Origin of the sequence: Pseudoalteromonas sp. P1-11 (assembly GCF_001399995.1) — a bacterium.
Lineage (GTDB): Bacteria > Pseudomonadota > Gammaproteobacteria > Enterobacterales > Alteromonadaceae > Pseudoalteromonas > Pseudoalteromonas atlantica.
The window spans coordinates 86420-108354 of the sequence record NZ_LJSP01000002.1; the positions used below are offsets into that span (position 1 = coordinate 86420).

The 21935-nt window shown below is 40.2% G+C and carries 18 protein-coding genes; 10 read left to right on the plus strand and 8 right to left on the minus strand.

The annotated features are described in order from the left end of the window. Positions 1-161 precede the first annotated feature (161 nt). Entirely contained in the window at positions 162-644 is a 483-nt protein-coding gene (locus AN390_RS03095; protein WP_055252943.1) for a winged helix-turn-helix transcriptional regulator, read from the plus strand. Positions 645-755: 111 nt separating this feature from the next. On the opposite strand, the gene AN390_RS03100 is transcribed toward AN390_RS03095, so the two are convergent. Next, a complete protein-coding gene (locus AN390_RS03100; protein WP_024034313.1) occupies positions 756-1361 on the minus strand; it encodes a TIGR04211 family SH3 domain-containing protein in 606 nt (201 codons plus the stop codon). A gap of 215 nt (positions 1362-1576) precedes the next feature. Between AN390_RS03100 and AN390_RS03105 the strand changes: the two genes are divergently transcribed. From AN390_RS03105 to AN390_RS03115, 3 genes are all read left to right on the plus strand, one after another. Further along, the gene (locus AN390_RS03105; RefSeq protein WP_004587167.1) at positions 1577-3097 is read left to right on the plus strand and encodes a CYTH and CHAD domain-containing protein; all 1521 of its coding nucleotides are present in this window, start codon (positions 1577-1579) and stop codon (positions 3095-3097) included. Positions 3098-3260: 163 nt separating this feature from the next. Then, positions 3261-4070, plus strand: coding sequence for a phosphate/phosphite/phosphonate ABC transporter substrate-binding protein (locus tag AN390_RS03110; RefSeq protein ID WP_055252944.1), 810 nt, complete (start codon positions 3261-3263; stop codon positions 4068-4070). Continuing rightward, positions 4057-6303 carry an ATP-binding protein gene (locus AN390_RS03115; RefSeq protein WP_055252945.1) on the plus strand — a complete coding sequence of 749 codons (2247 nt, stop codon included), beginning with the start codon at positions 4057-4059 and terminating at the stop codon, positions 6301-6303. The genes AN390_RS03110 and AN390_RS03115 overlap by 14 nt, the downstream gene beginning before the upstream one ends. 24 nt (positions 6304-6327) lie before the next feature. On the opposite strand, the gene AN390_RS03120 is transcribed toward AN390_RS03115, so the two are convergent. Beyond that, on the minus strand, positions 6328-7845 hold the full coding sequence (locus tag AN390_RS03120; protein ID WP_055252946.1) for a S10 family peptidase: 1518 nt from the start codon (positions 7843-7845) through the stop codon (positions 6328-6330). A gap of 337 nt (positions 7846-8182) precedes the next feature. Between AN390_RS03120 and AN390_RS03125 the strand changes: the two genes are divergently transcribed. The 4 genes from AN390_RS03125 to mrcB all read left to right on the plus strand — a co-directional run bounded on the left by AN390_RS03125 (position 8183) and on the right by mrcB (position 13696). Continuing rightward, complete coding sequence (locus tag AN390_RS03125) at positions 8183-9403, plus strand: response regulator (protein WP_029773860.1); 1221 nt, start codon at positions 8183-8185, stop codon at positions 9401-9403. 220 nt (positions 9404-9623) lie between these two features. Further along, positions 9624-9962, plus strand: a complete 339-nt coding sequence (locus AN390_RS03130) for a P-II family nitrogen regulator (protein ID WP_004587162.1) — start codon at positions 9624-9626, stop codon at positions 9960-9962. 12 nt (positions 9963-9974) lie between these two features. Beyond that, positions 9975-11204 carry an ammonium transporter gene (locus AN390_RS03135; protein ID WP_004587161.1) on the plus strand — a complete coding sequence of 410 codons (1230 nt, stop codon included), beginning with the start codon at positions 9975-9977 and terminating at the stop codon, positions 11202-11204. Positions 11205-11353: 149 nt separating this feature from the next. Continuing rightward, positions 11354-13696 (plus strand): penicillin-binding protein 1B, encoded by a 2343-nt coding sequence (gene mrcB, locus AN390_RS03140; protein WP_004587160.1) that lies wholly within the window; start codon positions 11354-11356, stop codon positions 13694-13696. Positions 13697-13758: 62 nt separating this feature from the next. On the opposite strand, the gene AN390_RS03145 is transcribed toward mrcB, so the two are convergent. The 5 genes from AN390_RS03145 to AN390_RS03165 all read right to left on the minus strand — a co-directional run bounded on the left by AN390_RS03145 (position 13759) and on the right by AN390_RS03165 (position 20331). Continuing rightward, positions 13759-15600: a methyl-accepting chemotaxis protein gene (locus AN390_RS03145; protein WP_055253183.1), complete on the minus strand. Its 1842-nt coding sequence runs from the start codon at positions 15598-15600 to the stop codon at positions 13759-13761. A gap of 157 nt (positions 15601-15757) precedes the next feature. Next, a complete protein-coding gene (gene hemL / locus AN390_RS03150; RefSeq protein ID WP_004587157.1) occupies positions 15758-17038 on the minus strand; it encodes a glutamate-1-semialdehyde 2,1-aminomutase in 1281 nt (426 codons plus the stop codon). 35 nt (positions 17039-17073) lie between these two features. Next, complete coding sequence (locus tag AN390_RS03155; RefSeq protein ID WP_004587156.1) at positions 17074-18090, minus strand: aspartate carbamoyltransferase; 1017 nt, start codon at positions 18088-18090, stop codon at positions 17074-17076. Positions 18091-18206: 116 nt separating this feature from the next. Further along, on the minus strand, positions 18207-18641 hold the full coding sequence (locus AN390_RS03160; RefSeq protein WP_055252947.1) for a CopD family protein: 435 nt from the start codon (positions 18639-18641) through the stop codon (positions 18207-18209). A 7-nt stretch (positions 18642-18648) separates the two neighbouring features. Beyond that, entirely contained in the window at positions 18649-20331 is a 1683-nt protein-coding gene (locus AN390_RS03165) for a chloride channel protein (RefSeq protein WP_055252948.1), read from the minus strand. Positions 20332-20579: 248 nt separating this feature from the next. Between AN390_RS03165 and erpA the strand changes: the two genes are divergently transcribed. Then, positions 20580-20918, plus strand: coding sequence for an iron-sulfur cluster insertion protein ErpA (gene erpA / locus AN390_RS03170; RefSeq protein ID WP_002958911.1), 339 nt, complete (start codon positions 20580-20582; stop codon positions 20916-20918). A gap of 48 nt (positions 20919-20966) precedes the next feature. Here the strand turns inward: erpA and AN390_RS03175 are convergent, their stop codons facing one another. Then, positions 20967-21155, minus strand: coding sequence for a hypothetical protein (locus AN390_RS03175; RefSeq protein WP_004587152.1), 189 nt, complete (start codon positions 21153-21155; stop codon positions 20967-20969). Between the two features lie 499 nt (positions 21156-21654). Between AN390_RS03175 and AN390_RS03180 the strand changes: the two genes are divergently transcribed. Then, positions 21655-21894: a helix-turn-helix domain-containing protein gene (locus AN390_RS03180; protein WP_004587151.1), complete on the plus strand. Its 240-nt coding sequence runs from the start codon at positions 21655-21657 to the stop codon at positions 21892-21894. Positions 21895-21935: the final 41 nt, after the last annotated feature.

Here is a 21935-nt window from a genome sequence, read left to right on the forward strand (position 1 = left end):
ATGTGCTTGGGCTGTTGAGCTAAAGCAACTTTGCTACCAATAAATTACCAGTGATGTAATGCGTGCATTCTAATTAAATTTCAGCAGAATATGCTGGTTAAATTTCACGATTTACGATAATTTACAGGGCATATTTTCAACTTATCCGTATAAAATTCTGTATGACAAGTCCAAATAGATTACGCCTGCTTGATCGTATCGATTTAGCAATATTAGACGTTCTTCAAAAGAACGGCAGAATTTCTAATGTTAACCTAGCAAAACAGGTTAATTTAAGTCCTAGTCCATGCCTTGACCGTGTAAAACGTTTAGAGCAAGAAGGCTATATAGAAGGGTACTTTGCAAAGCTTAGCGAACAAAAGCTGAATCAGAGCTTAGTAGCACATGTGCAAGTATCGCTGGTGACATCTAACACGGCTGTTTTTAAAGTATTTAAAGAGCATATACTTAAAATTGAGCAAGTTGTAGAGTGCGATATGGTAGCGGGGGGGTACGACTACCTGCTAAAAATTAGGGTCTCGGATATGGATGAGTATCGACAGGTGCTAGGAGACTTGGTCGATATTCCGGGAGTAGGTACTCACCATACTTACATGGTAATAGAAAAAATTAAGCAGGATCCTGGTTTACGTTTGGATATTTAAAAACCAAATGCTTATTGCAATACATTACACACACATTAAAAAAGCACCTAAGGGTGCTTTTTTAATGATTAGCCAGCGGCTTTAAACTTAGTTAATTAAAGTTTAGGTTAATTAAGCCCACCCTTCGTAGCGCTTACGGCGCGAAAGTACAACGGTAAGTATAATACCTAAAAACAAACCTATAAAAGCAATAGCGCCACCATAAGTAAGTAGTTGGCGTTTTTCTTTTGCAGTGGCTGCTTGTTTTTGAGCGCGTTCTTGCTCAAGCGTTGTTTGCAGCTCAGTAATTTGTTGATTAAGCAATTTGTTTTGATTAGTTAAGCTTTGATTATGTTCTTGTAACTGAGGTAGTTCAACTTGTGCTTGGCGTAGTTTGTTTTGCACTGTGCTCATTTCGCTACTGAGTGTTTGATACTGCTGATGAAGCCCTGGCGTTTGCGATATAAATTTAGACTCAACCCAACCTTCACGGTCTTTATCGTCTTTTATTTTTATAAAGCCGTTTTCTTCTTTTGATAGCACGGTTAATTTAGTACCCGCATCTACAGAGCCAAGTAAGCGGTAGTTTTTACCTGCGCCAGAGCGCATAAAGGTATATAGATTATCGATTATATAAGCTGAATTTGCATCTGATGAATTGGCTGTTTGAGCTTCTTGTGCTTGGCTTATAAACGAGGTGGCTGTTAAAAGTAGCCCTAGTAAACAGTGTTTTAGCATTTATCTACCTTGTTAGTCTATCCGTGTCCGTTGTGGTTGTGATTGAGATTTTCACATAAGTAGTGAGATAGTATGGATTAAACGCGTTAATAGCAAGGTTGATATTGTAACCCAGTGCGGGTGTTGCTCAGCCAAAAAGGTTAAAAAATTTGCAAAATGAGGTGGCTTTGTTTATTTTGAGCACTTATTTATTTTAAAGGTAATCCTCAACCCTAATGGATACTGAGATAGAACTGAAGTTTTTGGTATCAGATGCCGTTGTTCCACTGATCCCCTCGCTAATCACACAATTTGCTAAAACGGTTATTAATAAACCTTCACGTAGTTTGCAAAATGCCTATTACGATACCCCAAGTAGAGAGCTAAGAGCCCTTGATATAGGTTTTAGAACCCGCTGTGCCGACAGTAAATGCGAACAAACAATAAAGCTTGCTGGCGAAGTTGTGGGTGGGCTACACCAACGTCCTGAATACAACTTACCAATTGAATCAAGCCGTCCTGATTTATTAGCATTTAATAATGCTATTTGGCCTCATGGTATGCAAGTAAATGCTATTAGCAATAATTTATATCCAATTTTTAGCACTAACTTTATTCGTCGTACTTGGTTAATAGAAACCCCCAATGGCGCAAAAATTGAAGTCGTGCTAGATAAGGGCGAAATAGCTGCATCGGGTAAGGTTGATATTATTAGCGAGCTAGAAATAGAGCTTGTTGAGGGCAACAGAGACGAGCTATTTGCTTTGGCAGATAAACTTGTTAGCCAAAACTGTATTCGTTTAGGGCTTTATTCAAAAGCAGCTAGAGGCTACCGACTAGCCGATGAAACACCGCTTAAACCAAGTAAGTCTATTGGGTTTGTAAAATTAAAAAAACAAGCAACTCAAGAGCAAGCACTAATAGAAGCCATGAACTTTGGTATTCGTTTTGTGCAAAAACATGAGCAGTGTTATTTTGACAAACCAAGTTTAAAAACGCTCAAACGTGTGACTGATGGCATTAGCTTAATTAGGCATAATTTTTGGTTGTTTGACGATATTGTAAGTAAAGACAGTACTGAGCAATTAAGAACAGAGTTAAAGTGGCTGTTAAGTGAATTAGCTTGGGTTGAAAATGCAATTCAGCTAAAAACTTATACATCTAAACGCCATGCATTTTATAAAAAAATAAATGCAGCGCCTGCATTAGCGCAAGTTATTAACGATTTAAAAGAGCTACAGCCAAGCATTGATGATATTAATGCTTTGTTTCAAAGCGCGCGATACAATCGTTTATTGCTGTCGTTGACTACTTGGTTGGTAGATAAACAATGGCGTAAGTTTTGGGGGCAAACTCAACTACAGGCAGCAGAGCAGCCAGTAGCTAAAATTGCAAAACGTTTATTTAATAAAGATTGGCAAAATTTAGATAAGTTACTTCCTAAAGAGCAAACGCTTACAGCACAAGATTATTTAAGCTTACGCACCCAATTAGAAAACAGCTTATTAAGCGGTAATTGCTTAGGGTCATTGTTTGACAAAGAAGAGCGCTTAGAGTTTAGGCTACCGTGGCTGGATATTTCTCATGGTATGTACGAGCTCAGCACGCTGGAATATTTAAAGCAGCTTTGCGGCGGGCAAGAAGACGAGCAGTTGGCTAAAATTCAACAGTGGCTAGATCAAAAGTCAGATTACTTAGTCAGTGCAATGGAGCAAAGCCGTTTAGCGTCTTTTGATATAGAGCCGTACTGGCAGTAATATATTTAAGCAGGTGTGTATGGGCGCCTGCTTTTATCTTTTTGTTGAAACTTTCTTAAACCTCCTTAATTAAATAACCTCTTAATTTCTACGTAATAAAAATGGTGCGTTAGTCACTCGTTAACTATGCTTATAGTCATAAACCTACAACGGTAAGACTAATATGAAGTGTAGTGTTGTTTTGCTTTTTTTATTCAATAGTATGGGTATCTATGCTCAAACCTTTACTTTTGGTGTAGTTCCGCAATATGAGCCACAAAAACTCACTGCAATATGGCAGCCCTTTCTTAATAAAGTAACCGAAAAAACAGGCGTGCAACTAAAGCTGGTTACCGTGGAATCAATCCCGGTTTTTGAGCAAGGGTTTGCAGATGGCGATTACGATTTTGCTTATATGAACCCATGGCATAGTGTGATTGCTTACGACAAGCAAGGCTATTTACCGATAGTGAAAGATGCTGCGCGCCATTTGCAAGGCGTATTAGTGGTCAATAAAAACAGTAATATTGAATCCGTTGAGCAGCTTGAAGGCGCCGAAATTGCTTTTCCTGCGCCTAATGCGTTAGGCGCTTCTTTATTAATGCGGGCGGAGCTTGCCCTATTATATGGCTTAACAATAAAGCCTGTGTATGTACAAACGCACTCATCTGTTTATTTAAACGTGGCACTTAACGCAACACCTGCCGGCGGCGGGGTGATGGGCACATTAAAGCAACAGCCTCAAAATTTGCAGCAAAAGCTAAAAGTTATTTACAAAACGCGGAAAGTTAGCCGCCACCCCATTGTGGTTCACCCTAGAGTAAATAATCAGGTACAAGCGCAAGTTCAACAAGCAATTATAGAAATAGGGAGCGACCCTAAACAAAAACACTTACTAGCGGGTATTCCTATAATTAACCCAAGTAAAGCAAGCATTGACGATTATAAACAATTAACGCAATGGGGTTTACGCTCGTTTTATGTTGAAAATTAACTGGTGGCGCAGCCTAAGGGTTCAAAGCTTTATTGCGGTAATGGCATTTGGCTTTTTATTAATATGTTTATTTATTTTTTACGCTTTGCCAGAGCAAGCTAGGTGGGTAAACGATGGCCTTTCTAGCGCAGCGCAGCGCTCTTTACAGCAACTATCCACATCAATAAAAACCCCTTTATTAACGCGTCAATACGCACAGCTGTATGAGCAAATAGACGCGCAACTTAATACAAACCCTAATTGGAAAGCAATTAGGGTAGTAGAGCCTTCTACAGGTAATCAGTTATACCCTTTAGATGAGTGGCACCTGTTAGCGCAGCAGGGCAATGTTACGTTAAATGAGCATGTAACTTTTTTAGATAAACCTTTGGCTGAAATAACGTTAGTCGTTAATTTTGAAGACGAAATAAACGAAGCGGCCAAGCTACATTACACGTTAATTTATATTCAGTTTTTTATACTTGTGGTGTTTTTTATTGGCTTAGCTTGGTTGGTCGATTATAGAATTACCAGCCCTTTACGGGCGCTCGAAGTCGCCTTTTCTAAACTGGCTAAAGGGAACTTTGATTGCCACGTTAGCGTCCAGCAAAAAAATGAGATTGGCAGCGTCATAAATGCATTTAATAAAATGGCCGGTGAGGTTGCTACTAATCATCAAAAAGTAAACGCGCTGAGAATTCAAGCCGAGTCGGCCAGTAAGGCTAAGTCTGACTTTATGGCGAGTATGAGCCATGAGCTTAGAACGCCGTTAAATGCGATTTTAGGGTTAGCGCAGCTTTATCAATATGACAGTAAAGCAACCGAGGTACACAAAGACAATGCGCAAAGTATTTACCAAGCTGGGGAGCATTTACTTTTACTAATAAACGACGTGCTAGATTTAACTTCTATTGAGTCGGGGAATATGCAGTTTAATTTTGAATATGCCCCCGTGAAAGACATGCTACAGCATAGTATTGAAATGGTGAGCGAACTTGCCAGAGTTGAGCTTGTTACTATAGATACTCACAATATTGACTCCCTAGAAGGTATTTACTTATATGTAGATAAGCGCCGTTTTAAACAGGTACTGCTTAATTTACTTTCCAACGCAATAAAATATAACAAAGTGCGAGGTAAAATAGATATACGTTGCGAGATTGCTGATTCAAGCCGCTGTAATATTGATATTGAAGATACAGGGTGCGGTTTTTCAGAAGATGATATTTTAAGGCTTTTTAAACCCTTTGATAGACTAGGGGCAGAGACCAGTAAAACACATGGTACGGGCATAGGTTTAGTTATTACTAAAGAGCTTGTAGAGCGTATGCAAGGGCAGCTACAAGTAAATAGCCAAATAAATAAAGGCGCGTGCTTTACCATTAGCTTTAATAGTTTTAAAGAAAGCGCTTTAACCACTATACAAGCTGATGAACCGATAAATCACCCCAGCAGTGAGCCTGCAAACTCAGCCACAGGTAAACTCCCAGTATTAAATGTGCTGGTGGCAGAAGATCAACTGACTAATCAGCAGGTTTTAAAGCAGCAACTGACCATGCTTGGTGTTAATTCAACGTTTGCAAATAATGGTGAACAGGCCTGGCAAATGCTCCAAGATAAGTCCTTCGATATGCTACTTACCGATATTCAAATGCCGTTGTTAAATGGCCTTGAGTTGGCTAAAAAAATCCGAAAAAACACACAGTTCAATGAGCTAATAATTATTGCTGTTACTGCCAATATAATGAAAAAAAACATACAAGATTGTTACAGCGCTGGGATGAACGGTTTTTTAACTAAACCGATAGAGCTTGAAAGCCTAAAAGCACTGTTGATGAAACACTCGCAAGGCATTGTTCCTTCGCATACACAGCCGCTGCAAATTACAGCGCAAGCAAGCTCTATGTACAGTCAATTAGATATGCCTTTATTGTTTTCGATGTTAGGAAAAGATACGCATGTACATTGTTTAGTCTTTCAGGCGTTTTTACAAACCGCTTATGAGCAAGTTAAATTAATTGAAGCGTATACACATAGTTTAAATTACGCCGATTTATCTTTTCAGGCGCATGGTTTAAAGTCATCAGCTAAATCGATTGCAGCGTTAAAGTTAAGTGACATTTGCCAGCAAATAGAAAGCTTAGCCGCGCAAAATAAGGTCGATGAAGCGTTATTATTTGCACTACAAACAGGGTTTAATGAAGTGGTTACACAGTTAAAAGTGTACTGTAATAAACATGAGGCATCTTCTTAATGCCTCATGTAATGGCCCTTTTAATTAATATTTAGCGGCCTGCCCTTTAGCGGGTAGGGAGCTTAAAATGAAGTCGCGTAAATCGTTATTTGAAAGCTTAAGATCTTCATGTCGTAGGTACATCATATGGCCGCTGCGGTACCCTTTAAAGCTTAACCTGTCTTTCATTTTTCCACTTGGGTCAAGCTGCCATAACGTGTATTTAGCATCAAAGTAATTTGTTGCGCCATCGTAGTAACCCGCTTGAATCATGACGTTTAAATACGGGTTTTGCGCCATCGCTAAACGTAAGTTTTCGCCGGTATTATTTTTACTGCGATCCCATGGGTGAACATTGCCAAATAAGTTGTATTTTACATCCGTTTTATAGTTGAGCTCTTCACGCAGGTAATAGTTAATTGCAGGCGTAAATGAGTGCAGCCAAGAGGTAAGCTCAGCCCAGTAATCAGGTGATTCACCAGCATCGCGTTTATCAATACCTAAATAGCGCGAATCTAGACGTCCGACAGTTTGTCCACGCTCACGTAAAAGTTCTTTCCAAAAAAATCGAGTGGGAATATCTAAGTTGTTTTGCGCTACAAACTGCTCTGAAAGACCAGCATATTCGGCCATTTTCTTTATTATTTGGCGTTTTTTATCGGCATCGATAAAGCCACCTTTAGCGAGGGCAGGAATAAGCTCATTAATAGTGAACTGTTCTACTTCGGGTAAAAGTTCATTGAGATCTTTTTCTTGCCAGTTTTTATTCAGTGCTTTGTGATACCACGCAGTTGCAGCAAAATAAGGTAAGCGATTAGCCGCTTTTATAGGACCGTCGCGCTTTATACCAATATCGGTCGGCGATACTAATACCACACCATTAATGTACATCCATTGACTGTTTTGTAGTTCATGGGCAAGGCCTGATACACGAGTAGTGCCGTAGCTTTCTCCAATTAAAAACTTAGGTGAGCGCCAGCGCTCGTTTCGGTTAACAAAGGTATTTAGCCATTCAGCTAAGTATTTTATGTCGGCATTCACACCAAAAAAGTGCTCTTTTTGTTGCTCTTTCGAAAGCATTTCACCTTTGGCGTTTTCTACTACGCGTGAATAACCTGTATTTACCGGATTTACATAAACAATATCTGCTACATCTAATACTGAGTAGGGGTTATCTTTTACGCCATAAGGCTGAATGGGGTAGCCTTCGTCATCAATTTTTAATACGCGTGGGCCAGTATAGGCTAAGTGCATCCATACAGATGCAGAGCCTGGCCCGCCATTAAACGATATCAGTAATGGGCGAGCTGCGGTGTCATCGACTTTATCTCGTGTGTAATAGGTATATTGTAATGTGGCAATGGCATCGCCATTATCATTCCACACCGGCTGAGTGCCTGTTTTAACGGTGTAGCTAAAGCGTTCACCATTAATTTTTGCTTTATGCTTAGTGACTACGTGGCTATCAATGTCTATTTTTCGTTGGTTTTCTGCTGTTGCAGTACTGCTAAGCAATACGATGGCAAGCGCTAAGGTGTAACGAGTTAATTGGACAAGCTTCATTGTCGTTCCTTATTTTTGTTTAGATGCTATTTAAAATAAAAAACACACAAATAACAAAAGTATTGAGATTAATGGTCGATAATACTGGTTAAGTCTAAACTTATACACGGCGTGTTTGTTTATTTAGGGTTAATTTATCCTAGCGTGTTTAGCTTAGCTAAAAAATCAAGTATATTTGGTCGACTTTGTATTTGAATTAAATACAAGCCTTGCGCTTACATTAATGGACCTAGCCTACTTACTGGCTACATAAACAGAACTTTACTGGATGTTTTTCATAGCTTGTCGCTTCAGTGCAAGTTTAAGTACGTAAAATAACAAGATTAAAGAGAAGTTTATGCAAAGAGTATTAGTGGTTGAAGACAGTAAAGTAGTGCAGCAGGTGCTACGCCACTTAACGGCTCAATATTTAGATGTCGCTGTCGATTTCGCATGGTCATTAAATGAATGCCAAGACTATATTGAGAAACATAAATACTCGCTGGCTTTAGTTGATTTAACTTTGCCTGATGCACCTAATGGCGAGGTCGCTAAATTTACACTTTCACACGCTATTCCTACTGTGGTACTTACCTCAAAAATTGATGAATATAAGCGCCAACAAATGCTAGAGCTTGGTGTTATTGATTACGTAATTAAAGACAATCGCGATTCATACCATTACGCTATCAAGTTAGTGGCTCAGCTTCTGAGAAATCAAGGCTGTAAGGCCTTGGTTGCTGATGATTCGGTGTTAAGCCGCTCCTTAATGAAGCAAATGCTAGAAAAGCAATTATTTGATGTAACCGATGCGCAAGATGGTCAGCAAGCACTCGAAATAATAAAAAGTAACCCTAATATAAAATTGCTCATGACCGATTATGCGATGCCATTAATGGATGGCTTTGAACTGGTTAAAGCGGTGCGTAATTTTAGAGGGCGCGATGATTTGGCCATTATCGGGCTTTCGGGTGCAGGTAAACATGGGTTATCGGCTCGGTTTATTAAATACGGTGCCAACGACTTTTTAACAAAGCCATTTATGAATGAAGAGTTTCATTGTCGTGTTATGCAAACAATGGAGCAGTTGTCACTGATTGCGGATATTAAAGAAAGTGCTTACAGAGACTATTTAACGGGTATGTATAACCGCCGTTATTTTTACCAATATGCAGAGCAACTATTAAAAAAACAACAGCAAAATACGCTTGCATTACTCGATATAGATTTTTTTAAAAATATTAATGACACCTTAGGCCACGAAGCGGGCGATCAGGCACTAAAGCAGGTAGCCACGTTAATTAAAACTACGTTTTCTAAGTTTACCGTTGCGCGGGTGGGCGGCGAAGAGTTTGCCATTATATTAGATGATATAGACACGGCGCGTGGGCGAGAGTACTTAGAAGGCTTTAGAAAAAAACTCGCTAAACATGAATTTTTAATCGATGAAAAACCGTTTTCTATCACCATTAGTATTGGTGTTGCTGATTTTCAAAACACTGATTTAACTCAGGCCATGCGCATCGCAGATGCGGCCCTTTACGAAGCCAAAAACAATGGCCGAAACTGTGTTGTGTAAATATAAAAATAACACTAATTACAAGCTAGTAGGGCATCACTTTTGGTGATGCACCAATGTAGCTAAGTTGTTAAAAAAGCGCACCTTGATGGTGCGTTTTTTTTGTTTTAAATTTACTATTTACGTTTATCTTATTGATATTAAGTGTTTTTTAATAGTGGCACAAAGGTTGGATTATGTAAGCCAACAGGATAACAATAAAGCGTCCGAGGGGGCCACTATGAAAATGATTAGTGCAATCATAAAACCATTTAAATTAGATGATGTGCGTGAAGCGCTCGCTGATTTAGGTATTGAAGGGATGACCGTAGTTGATGTTAAAGGTTTTGGACGTCAACGAGGCCATACAGAGCTGTATCGTGGAGCAGAGTATCAGGTAGATTTTATTCCTAAGATCAAACTTGAAATTGCTACTCGTACTGAAAATTGCCAACGCGTAGTTGAAGCAATTACCAAAATTGCATCAACAGGCAAAATTGGTGACGGTAAAATTTTCGTGTACGACTTAGATCAAATTGTGCGTATTCGTACGGGCGAACTTGATGAAGAAGCAATTTAAGGGGGCTGATTAATGGAAAACACAATTGTAGAACTCAAATTTTCACTCGACACCTTTTATTTTCTGGTGTCGGGTATATTAGTAATGTGGATGGCAGCAGGTTTTGCCATGTTAGAAGCGGGTTTAGTTCGCTCTAAAAACACCACTGAAATTTTAACTAAAAACGTGGCGCTGTATTCTATCGCATGTACCATGTTTTTATTAGTTGGCTACAACATTATGTATGTAGACAACGCTGAAGGCGGTATTATCCCTTCAATTGGCGCATTAATTGGCACGCAAGCGGCCGATGCTGACCACTCTTTAGAATCTGACTTTTTCTTCCAAGTAGTATTTGTTGCAACGGCTATGTCGATTGTATCGGGTGCCGTGGCTGAACGTATGAAGTTATTTGCTTTCTTAGCATTTGCAGTTGTTTTAACTGGCTTTATTTACCCAATGGAAGGTTACTGGACATGGGGCGGCGGTTTCTTATCAGAAATGGGCTTTGTTGACTTTGCAGGCTCTGCAATTGTTCATGGTGCCGGTGCTGCAGCTGCTTTAGCAGGTGTAATTTTACTTGGCGCTCGTAAAGGTAAATACGGTAAAAACGGTGAAATTTACCCAATTCCAGGTTCTAACCTACCACTTGCTACATTAGGTACGTTTATTTTATGGATGGGTTGGTTTGGTTTTAACGGTGGTTCGCAATTACTTCTTTCAGATAAAGAAAATGCAACAGCTGTAGGTCAAATTTTACTTAACACCAATGCCGCAGCGGCAATGGGTGCAATTGCTGCACTGTTTGTATGTAAAGTGTTGTGGGGTAAAGCTGATTTAACTATGGTACTAAACGGCGCATTAGCAGGTTTAGTTGTTATTACAGCAGACCCACTTTCACCATCTCCATTAATGGCGTGTTTACTAGGTATTTTAGGTGGCTCACTGGTTGTATTTAGCATTGTAGCTCTAGATAAAGCGAAGATTGATGACCCAGTAGGTGCTATCTCTGTTCACGGTGTATGTGGCGCGCTAGGTATTATGTTAGTGCCTGTATCTAACGGCGATGCAAACTTTGTAACACAGCTTATTGGTTTAGTGACTATTTTAGCCTTTGTTTTTGTAGCTTCATTTATTGTGTGGGCTATTTTAAAGCAAACTATGGGTATTCGCGTAACCGAAGAAGAAGAGCTAAGCGGTATGGACCAACACGATTGTGGTGTTGATGCTTACCCTGAATTTGTATCTGTTCGCAGTAACTAATATTAAATAGATTAATCATTGTGTTCACAAAGCCCTACCTTGGTAGGGCTTTTTTTCGTTTCAGGGAAGGTTAACTTTTCAGGTGTTAGGCTATACCCAATATGCTAAGCTCACACTCGTGAATAAACCTTGGAATAAATTACACTTAAATGGCTGACAACAAAAAAACACCCAGTAGTAAAACCACTCCTAAGCGTGCACCTAAAGCAACCAGCTCGCCACGTAAAGCTAAATCAAAAACGACTAAAAAAACGTCAAACACTGTTGTTAAACGCACATTTATGCGAAAAACATGGTCTGTTTTTTGGAAATTGAGCTTAGCTGTTTTTATTGCTATGGCCATGTATCTTATTTATTTAGATTCAAAAACAACACGTATATTTGAAGGTAATAAATGGCAGTTACCTGCCCAAGTATACGCACGCTCAATGGAGTTTTACCCAGGGCAGTTTTTATCTAGCCAAGAGGTTGTGTGGGAGCTTGAGCGCCTCAATTATTCATCAGTTAATAGGCTAAGCCGCACGGGGCAGTTTGTAAAAACAGCCGATAGCATAAAAATTTACCGACGCGACTTTGAGTTTTATGATGGCCTTGAAGAATCGCACATTATTGAGCTGCGTTTTGCGGGGCAAAAGGTAGCAACCATTAAAGATAAATTTGGCAGACGCCTAAACAGCGCTCGCCTAGAGCCTGTGCAAATAGCCCGTATTGGAAATGATTCAAAGCAAGATAGAGAGTTTGTACCGCTTGATAAGTTTCCGCCTATGTTGAAAGACACGTTATTAGTGGTAGAAGATCGGGATTTTTATCAGCACCATGGTGTGTCGGTATTTTCTATTTTGCGCGCGCTCTATTCAAACATTAAAGCAGGGCGTACCGTGCAAGGTGGTAGCACCTTAACGCAGCAGCTTGCAAAAAATATATACCTAACGCGTGAGCGTTCTTTAGTGCGTAAAATAAATGAAGCATTTATTGCGCTTATTTTAGATTACCGTTATTCAAAAGATCAGATTTTAGAAGCTTATTTAAATGAAGTTTACCTAGGGCAATCTTATAACCAAGGCGTGCATGGCATGGGCTTGGCCTCTGAGTTTTATTTTTCAAAGCCTGTTGATGAGCTGGAATATGACCAAATAGCGCTGCTGGTAGCGATGGTCAAAGGGCCTTCGTATTACAATCCTCGACGCTATAAAGAACGCACTATGGAGCGTCGCGACCTAGTACTGCGCTTAATGGTTGAAAACAAGCTACTAACTACAAAAGAATACCGTGCATCACTTAAACGCCCAATTGATATAGCGCCTATGAAAGCAAGTTTACAAAAGTCATACCCTGGCTTTTTAGAACTTGTAAACCGTGAGCTTAAGCAGTTATTACCTGATCAAAAAACACTAGATGCTGGGGTTCGTGTATTTACTTACTTTGATTTGCAAAAACAAACGGCGATGGAAGAGTCCATTCAAAAAAGTTTACCGTATTTAGAAAAACGCCCTAACACCGATAAACTCGAAGCAGCCATGATCTCAGTTAATGTAGAAAAAGGCGGTGTGTCGGCTTTAGTGTCGGGGCGCGATGTTCGCTACTCAGGTTTCAACCGAGTGCTCGATACTAAACGAAATATTGGCTCTTTAGTTAAACCCGCGGTGTACTTAACAGCCCTGCAGTTACCACATTATAACTTAGCCACATTACTTGATGACTCCCCTGTGCAGGTAACAAATGAGCAAGGTAAAGTGTGGCAACCTGAGAACTTTGATCACCAATACCGAGGTGCATTGCCACTTTATAAAGCCTTTAGTAACAGTATTAATATTCCTGCGGTAAATTTAGGCCTAGATGTAGGTGTTGATAAAGTAGCAAATACGCTCAAAGGATTAGGCGCAAAAGGTAATATAGATGAATACCCCTCGCTGCTACTTGGTGCTGTAGAAATGTCGAGCTTTGAGGTTGCCCAGCTTTATACCACTATCGCAGCAGATGGCGAGTATAGAGAGCTTACCTCTGTATCTGCCCTTACAGACTCGGTAGGTAACGTTTTGTATAAGCATAAAGTTAAGTCTGAGCCGCGCTTTGCAAAAGACGCAGTATATATGACTAAATATGCCATGAAGCGAGTGACAAAAGACGGCACCGCTAAGCGTTTAAATTTACACTTTCCATCAATTCAGCTTGCCGGTAAAACAGGCACTAGTAATGATTTACGTGATAGCTGGTTTGCAGGGTTTGATCAAAACACAGTGACCGTTGCATGGCTTGGTAGAGACGATAATAGAAGCACCGGTTTAACAGGGAGTGTGGGCGCGTTAGAAGCTTATATACGTTACTTAAAACCGCTCAACCCTGAAGCAATAGCAGATACACGCCCGCCATCAATAAGATGGGCTTTCGTCAATGAAAGAACGGGTTTACAAGCACCGCCCGGATGCGGAAAAGTCATTCAGTTACCACTAAGAGCCAGTGAGTTTGAACCTAGGCCGCAGTGTATACGCTAATAAAATAAAGTCCTTAATAATAAAACCGCTAACTCAGCGGTTTTATTATATTTAGCTTCCTATCAAGATTTAAAAAACTGCATTGATTTAGTTAAGTCATCAGAGAGCTGACTAAGTTGCTGTGCGTCTTGCAATGTAGATTGTGCAGAGAGAAGAGTTTGATCTGCTAAGTTACTGACTTCTTGTGCATCACTTAATGCTTGGGTGGTTGCGTTAGATTGCTCTTTAACCCGAAGTGCTATCTCTTCGCCTTGGTGTTTTATATCGCCCATGCTTTGCTCTGCACTTTGTAAAATATCGTTTGTTTCGGTGGCGGCTTTTACCGATTGTTCCATCTTCTGGAGACTTGAGCGCATTTTTTGTTGTGTATCGTCAGAAGCTTGTTGGAGTGAGCTAATTATTTGGTGAATTTCTTGGGTTTGAGTTTGTGTACGCTGGGCAAGGGTTCTTACTTCATCAGCTACCACGGCAAAACCACGGCCATGTTCACTGGCTCGTGCTGCCTCAATGGCGGCATTAAGTGCAAGTAAGTTAGTTTGATCGGCTATTTCGCTAATACCTTTACTTACTTTACTAATTTCTTGGCTATCTTGAGCTAGTCTATCTAAGGCTTGTTGGCTTTCGGTAAATTCAACTTGAAGGTCTTGCATGTATTTGGCTAGTTCCATGGTGTTGTTAGAGCCTTGCTTTACATGCTGCGCGGCATCTTGTGCTGTTAACATCGCTTGATTAGCAGAGTCTTCAACACTTAGCGCACTTTGCTCCATATTACTTAGTGCATCATGAATAGCGTTTACCCGCATTTGCTGTTTTTCAACATCGTTACTCGTTTGGCTGCTTGCCTGTGAAAGCGATTTAGTGGCGCCGCATAGCTCCACAGTACTTGCTTTTACATTCTCTAAAAGTTTTGAAAAGGCATTAAGAAGTGCGTTATATCGCGCTGCAATAATATCCATTTCATCATTAGTACTTGAGTTGATAACCGCATTTAAGTCGCCACTTGCTGCTCTTTGCGCAGCTTCGGCAAAGCGATTAATGGTATCGACCACAGCAAAGTAAAAACCTATCATCAAGTAAAACGCAAAGAGTAAACTTATTACAGATGCTGCTAATACTGTGTTTCTGATCCACTGCTGTGTTTGAAGTTTATTTTCAATAAGGGTTTCAAGGGTAGGGATGCTTTTATCAATTAGTTGGCTAATACGACTTAGCACTTGGCTGGTAAGCCCTGCAAATTCGTTTTGTGTAAGCTGTATATCATCTGGTTCAAGCAGCTTTTTATCAATGGCTGTTTTAAAAGCGGCTATGGCGTTATGTAAATTAGTGAGAGAGGGCGTGAGTGCTTTATTTACAGATGCATCGGCCGTGGTGGCAATTGTAAGTATTTTATCGAGTTGCTGCTGGTACAAAGGGAGCGACTTACTTAAGTTTGAAAGCGCAATAAAAGTCTCTGGTGTAAAACGCTGGTTAGTAAGAACAGTATTAGCGCTTTGCGCTGTCGCACTTATCTGCATGATAAGCGCAGGTATAGGCGTAACTAATGCGCGATTAACATAAGCACTCGCAAGTTGGTTATCTAAGGCTAAATTAGACTGTATTGAAACCAGCTCAAGTACGTCATTTATTTGCTCATCTTTTACATTAAAACCACGTGCTTTAGCTACTTTTACATTTTTATAGGTTTCACCCTGCATTTGATTTGCAAGAATGTCTCTGTAGCTCAGTAATCCTTGTTTTTGCATTTGAGAGACGCTTATACTCTCGCTTAATAAAGAGACTAAAAAAAACAAACTAAGCGCAAGGGGTAATAATAAAATACCAAAAACTAAACCAATTTTAGTTTTATATTTTAAGTTGCCCATTAATGATATAGCAGGTGCTGCTAAGTGCCTTAAGCTCGTCATACGTTTCTCTTGTGGGGTAAAAGTGAGTCTAAAAAGTGAGACCGTATAAAGGCTAAAAACCATTCAATTATCAATACGCACAAATAAAAAAAGCCCGTAAGGGCTTTTTTTAACTACAGAGTTAATAACGCACATTATTAACACATGTGTTGGATGCTTATAGCTTAGCGAAGGCGCGCTCTGCAGCTTCAATAGTCGCTTGTACTTCTTGCTCTGTGTGCGCAGCACACACAAAGCCTGCTTCAAATGCAGAAGGTGCTAGGTATACACCTTCTTCAAGCATTAAGTGGAAAAAGCGTTTAAAGCGTTCTAAATCACATTCTGTAGCTTGTTTATAAGTGGTTACTTTTTCTGCTTCAGTGAAGAAAAAGCCATACATACCGCCAGCGTAGTTAGTGGTTAAAGGAATGCCTGCTTTTTTAGCGCCTGCTTCAAAACCTTCACAAATAGCTTTAGAAATAGCTTCTAACTTATCGTGCAAACCTGGTTCACTTAATAGCTCAAGCGATTTTAAACCCGCAGCCATTGCAATAGGGTTACCAGAAAGAGTACCAGCTTGGTAAACCGGACCTACTGGCGCAATGTAATCCATAATTTCGGTTTTGCCGCCAAAGGCACCAACAGGCATGCCGCCGCCAATGACTTTACCTAAACATGTTAAGTCAGGTTTGATGTTGTAATACGCCTGAGCGCCACCTAATGCAACACGAAATCCGGTCATTACTTCGTCAAAAATAAGCACCGATTTGTACTCATCACATACTGCACGCAAGCCTTCTAAAAAGCCTTCTACAGGAGGAATACAGTTCATGTTACCCGCTACTGGCTCAACGATAATACAGGCAATGTCGTCTGCGTATTTTTCAAATACAGCTTTTACTTCATCAAGGTTATTAAACGATACGGTAAGCGTGTGCTTTGCAAAATCCTCAGGGATACCAGGTGAATTTGGCACACCCATGGTTAATGCGCCAGAGCCTGCTTTTACTAATAATGAGTCGGCATGGCCGTGGTAACAACCTTCAAACTTAAGGATTTTATCACGCCCTGTATAGCCACGTGCTAAGCGAATGGCGCTCATTGTTGCTTCGGTACCCGAGCTTACCATACGTACTTTTTCGATTGAGGGTACAAGCGCTTTTACTTTTTCGGCCATTAAAATTTCGGCTTCAGTGGGCGCCCCATAACTTAAACCGTTTTCTACCGCTTCGTGAACAGCTTGCTTTATAGCTGGGTGGTTATGGCCCATGATCATCGGACCCCACGAACCTACGTAATCAATATAACGGTTGCCATCAGCGTCAAAGGTAAAGGCACCCTCGGCTTTGGTAATAAATAGTGGCGTACCACCTACACCGTTAAATGCACGTACAGGTGAATTTACGCCACCAGGAATTGAAGTTTGTGCACGATTAAATAAATCTTGGCTAATTGTCATGAAAAATCCTATTAGTTGTCGCTTGGTAAAAGTGTTTAGCTGTCGCGTTTGCGGCTAAACCAAGGTACGTCTACTTCATATTGCTCGACTTTGTTTTCTACGCCGAGGGTTAAAGCAAACAGTGCCATACGAATTAACACGCCATTTTGTACTTGGCGGAATATAGCTAAATTGTCGTTACTGTTTAAGTCGTTATCAAGCTCATTAGCTTCTAAACGGCTATCGCGTGGTAGCGGGTGCATAAGCACGGAGTTTGGCTTACAGTGCGCGTTATAAATTGATTGGCTAATTCTAAAGCCGCCACGGTATTTATTGGCTTCTTCTTGTGAAGGGAAGCGCTCTTCTTGAATACGTGTTTGGTACACAATATCGGCTGCTAAGTTCCCTTCCATTTTGTTGACTAATTGTATTTTATGGCCTGCATTTTCTACCGCATCTAAAATACTCGTTGGCATTTGCAGGCCGTCGGGCGCCACCATCGAAAATTTTACGTTTTTGTAATGGCACAATAATTTAGATAGTGAATGTACTGTGCGGCCATATTTTAAATCGCCAACTAAGGCGATATGCATGCCATCAATGTTTTGATCAAATCGGTTGAGTTCACGTTCAATAGTAAGCAAGTCAAGTAGTGCTTGAGTAGGGTGCTCGTTTGGGCCATCACCGCCGTTAATTACCGGTACGGTACAACCGTCTGCAAATTCGCTTACCGAGCCTGCATCAGGATGGCGCATAGCGACAGCATCAGCGTACGCTGAAATAACGCGCGCAGTGTCGTAAAGCGATTCGCCTTTAGCAAGGGCTGAGCTTTGCATGCCGGTTGTTTCGCGCACGCCACCGCCTAATAAATTAAAGGCAGTACCAAAGCTTACACGCGTACGCGTGCTTGGTTCAAAAAACAAATTAGCTAAAATAGCGCCTTCTAGCACTGTTGTTTGCTTTTGTTTTTTAGCATAAGGCTCCATTTTTTTCGCTACTGCAAAAATACGCTCAATGCAGTCTCTGTCGAGTTGATTTACCGACAGTATATGTTCACCTTGGAAACTTAACATGGGGTTGTTCCTAATCAATCAAAGGGGCGCGATAATCCATTAAAATGGGGCACGCAATCGCGCGTGTTATAGCAAGTATTGTAAATTGCAGCGCAGTTTAACATGCGCTACACAGCTTATAAATTAGGTTTTATTACCGCAAGCGCTACAATCATTAGCAGCGCAATAACTGGGAGCTCATTAAAAATACGATAAAAACGGTCCGTTTTGGTATTTCTGTCGTGTTTAAAGTCGCTCAGTAATTTAAAGCAGTAGCCGTGGTATAGATATAAAATAATGACCAGTACCAGTTTGTAGTGCAGCCACATGCTATATCTAAACCACTCACGGCCATATTCTACAATAGTGAGTACACCAAAAACGGCCGTTAAAATAGCAAACGGGGTAACAAAAAAGAGTAGCCGGCGTTCCATCACTTTAAGCATAGAGTTACAGGCTTTTTCTTCGCTCATTGCGTGGTATACAAATAACCGAGGTAAATAAAAAATACCGGCAAACCAGGCAATCATAAAAAAAATGTGCAGTGTTTTATAAATTAGTAAAGCGCTCATAAGAATCCTAAAGTAGGCTGTTACGAATAGTTAAAATATTATTTATTTGATCCCAGCGTAATAGCCCCATTATTTGCTGATCATCTAGCAAGTTGTATACATACAGGGCACCGCTGCGTTTATCTTTTAAAATATCAAAGGCATCAGCTAAGGTCGACTGGCTGCTAATGCCTTGTAAGCTAATGTAGTTTATATTTATGTTTTCGCCCGACATCAGGGTAAGGTCATACTCTGCTAGGCGATAGCCGTTTTCTTCATCGTAAACTATTAAAGGGGTTTGGCTGTCCATGGCGTCTAAGGTGTTTTTAATTTGCTCTTTATCGTCTGAATAAAGCAGTTTAAAGTCCTCATCCATATCATCCATTATACCCACTTTTTGTAGCGCCTCCGTTGCGGGCGATACATGATAGGGTAGCCCCTGAAAATCAAGCTGTTGCAAAAATATAGACCGATTGCCAAATACTTGCAGCGCCGTTACATAGGCGGTTGTTATCACTAACATGGCCGGTACAATAATCTCTGGCGAGGACGTAAGCTCCATCACAGTTGTTAATGCTGCTAACGGCGCATGTAATGTAGCCGCGAGTAACCCTGCCATTCCTAATACGCCGTAAGTGCCTGCAATGTCAGCACCTGGGCTTATAAATTGAGCAAAAAAGGCCATTAAAGTACCTGTTAATACACCTAGTCCAATTACGGGGCCTATTAAGCCGCCCGGTATTCCTAGGCCAATGGCAAACAAGGTCGCCAGCAGTTTAGCTATTAAAATAGTGGTAAGTAGCTGCGCGTTTTCAGGCGATTCAACCGCAATAGTAATCGCACTCATACCCGAACCCATCGCTTGGGGCACTGCATAGGCAATAATACTTGCAATACAACCTGCAATGAGTAAACGAGGAAACATGCTTAAAGGTTTAAATGTTTTTATGATCAGCATTAAATTTTGGTTAAAGCTATAGGCAATTGCCCCTAAGGCCATGCCACATAAAATTAAATATGGGTAATGCCAACCACTCAATGGCGTAATGCTAATAAGTGCAAGCTCTGAGCCTTCACCAAACACAAATTGGGTTGCTAATGCACCAGTTAGTGCGGCAAGCATAATTGGCACAAAAATATGCACTTTGTACTCACGTAGCACCACTTCCATTACAAAAATAACCGCAGCCAGTGGGGTATTAAACGAGGCCGCAATACCAGCGGCGACACCACAGCCACTTAATGTACGCATGGCGTTATGCGGTAAATGAAGTTTATCGGCTAATATACTTGCGCCAGTGGCGCCCATATGAACAGATGGCCCTTCGCGGCCCACCGAAAAACCACTAATAAGTGCCAGTGCACCACCAACAAATTGGTTTACGGTGTTGTAAAGCGGCATTTGCCCGTAGTGGCGTTTAATGCGATGAATAACAAAAGGAATGCCTAATCGGTAGTGCTTAAAGCCAGTAAATGCAGCAAATGTAGCAATCAGTAGCGCAGCAATCAACGGCATTAAAACTCGTTCAAGAGTGGGGATAGTAGTAAAATTATCGGGAGTGTCTAAAAATAAGCTTTGAAAAAACAGAATCGTTAAGCGAAATAAAATAATAAAAAATGCAGCAATTAAACCAGCACTTACGCCTAATAAGCATAATTGCACAGAGGTTTTTGGTTTTGCTAATCGACGCCTGAGTTGCTCAAGCCACATGCTGTATTCTCCGCCACATTTTTTCAGCGAGCAGTTTAACAAAAGTGTGCAGGTAAGTCCTTGTGATTTTGCAATTTTAAACACTTATATTAACAAATATTACAGCAATCACTGAAAACACATTTTGCTATCGTATCGGCTAAAGCAATAGTTAAAAGCCTAAGATAGCACAAGAGATGTTTGACTATACTTGATTAAAACACTCGGGTATTAGATAATCACGCCATTGCGATATTGAGGGTTTTAAAATGTCTGAAGAATTACCAATAAAGTTCAGCGATGCTGCTGCTGTTCGTGTTAAACAGTTAATCGACGAAGAAGAAAATCCAGATTTAAAACTGCGTGTTTACGTAACAGGTGGTGGTTGTTCTGGTTTTCAATATGGTTTTACTTTTGATGAAAAAGCAAATCCTGGCGATTTAGAAATAGTTAAAAATGGTGTAACCCTGGTTATTGACCCAATGAGTATTCAGTACTTAGTTGATGGCGAAGTGGATTACACAGAAGGGTTAGAAGGCGCACGCTTTTTTGTATCTAATCCTAATGCAACGACTACCTGTGGGTGTGGTGCAAGTTTTAGCGTTTAAGCAATTTACGCTTAGCTATTAAAGCCGCGTTAGCGGCTTTTTTAATGCCTAAAATTCAATTGGGCTGTAATGGGTAAACTGCATTATTAATACAAAAAAGCCTAATACAAAAGCAGAAAAGGCAAGTATGTATAAAAAGCCTTTTTTACCTTGTTTAATGGGTACTCCGTAGTGACGTAAAAACAAAAACCATAAAAAGCATAGTAAAATAGGCAACAAAAATAATACTCTAAACATACTTCCTCTTTAGTCCCTCAGTTAGGGAAAAACGTTATTTATGGGAACTTTTTTACCCTTACTGTTGTTTAAACATCAATACAGCAAGGTTATTCGCACGTTAATTTGTAACAAAGTGCTTTTATCTTACAATTAATTTTTTAGGAAAAAACCTAATATTTTTGGTACGTTAACTTAAATATTCAGCATAAGTAAAGGTTAGTGGTTGGGTAAATTTATGCAAACTATGTAATTAATTATTTAACCGAACTGTTAATAGTATATAATGTATCCAAGAGTGAGACGGGCAAAATTTCACTCTTAATAAAAATAAACCTATATCCTATTTTTGCGGGTTAGCACTGAATAGATTGGTAGGTTGAATAAGTAGCAATACCTTTGCTTATTTAAGCAATAGCTTGCTATTGAATAATGTAGTGGGTATCTGCTTATATGCCTCCAATCATTGTGTGACTACTGCTTTGACGGGTATGTCATATCATCTAGTAGGAGATGTAAAATGATGGGCAAGACTGTTTCTTCTGAAGAAAACGAAAAGCTAACTAAATGGCTTAAAACAAAACGCCATGAAAAGGGTCATACAATGCGTAGCCTGGCACAAGTGCTAGGAACACCTCACTCATTTATCGGTAAGATTGAAAATCAAGAACGCCGCTTAGATGTTATTGAGTTTGTACGTTACTGTAATGCACTTGAAGTTGATCCGCATGAAGCGCTAGGCTTAATTAAAGCGGATTAATATTGTTTTGCTTAGGGTGTTATAAGGGGCACTTGAACGGC